1 protein-coding gene is annotated in these 665 nt (G+C 37.4%); it reads right to left on the bottom strand.

What is annotated here, in order from left to right; genetic code table 11:
- Nucleotides 1-665 (bottom strand): group II intron maturase-specific domain-containing protein (locus ACWIW0_RS11320; protein ID WP_454453397.1); only part of this gene is annotated, 665 nt, incomplete at both ends.

Here is a 665-nt window from a genome sequence, read left to right as displayed (position 1 = left end):
TTTATTTTCTTATGTCGTTTTATCTTAGTATCACTACAATAAAGCAAATCAAGAGGATATTGTTCGCCTTTTTCATTAGTATCTACTGTGCCAAACACCCAATTCCGAGTTGCCGTAGTACAAAAGTATTTCTCTTTTATCCAACGTCTCCCTTTATTTGAATGACGGCGGCGACACCATTTCCATAAGACTTTCCAAATTAACATATCCATTCGATTATAGGTTGCTTTTGCAACAATATGTCTATGATAGTTTGCCCACCCCCTGAGCATTGGGTTTAATACTTTAATGATGTCAGACTGTTTGGCGGTTCGCATTTCATTCAATACTCTTTTCACTTTTCGGTAGAATGTTTCCACATTTTTCTTACTCGGTTTGATAAGTACTTTCCGTTTAAACCGTCGAACTGTCCAACCTAAAAAGTCAAATCCTTGCTCAATGTGTACGATGTTAGTTTTTGTTTCTGATAGCGTTAAACCACGCTCTGCCAAGAAAGCTTTAACTAATGGGATAACCTTTTCTTCCAGTATTTCTTGCGAACTTCCCGAAATAATAAAATCATCCGCATATCGTACCATATAGGTTTTGTTACGGATTATCTGCCTGCTTTGCTTTTTACCAAAATGCTCAGCAAGCAAGGCTTCCAATCCGTCTAGTGCCATATT

The sequence above is a fragment of the Ursidibacter sp. B-7004-1 genome (genome assembly GCF_053654055.1).
The sequence above is the reverse complement of the archived record's forward strand: the minus strand, read 5'-3'. Positions and strand labels throughout refer to the sequence as shown.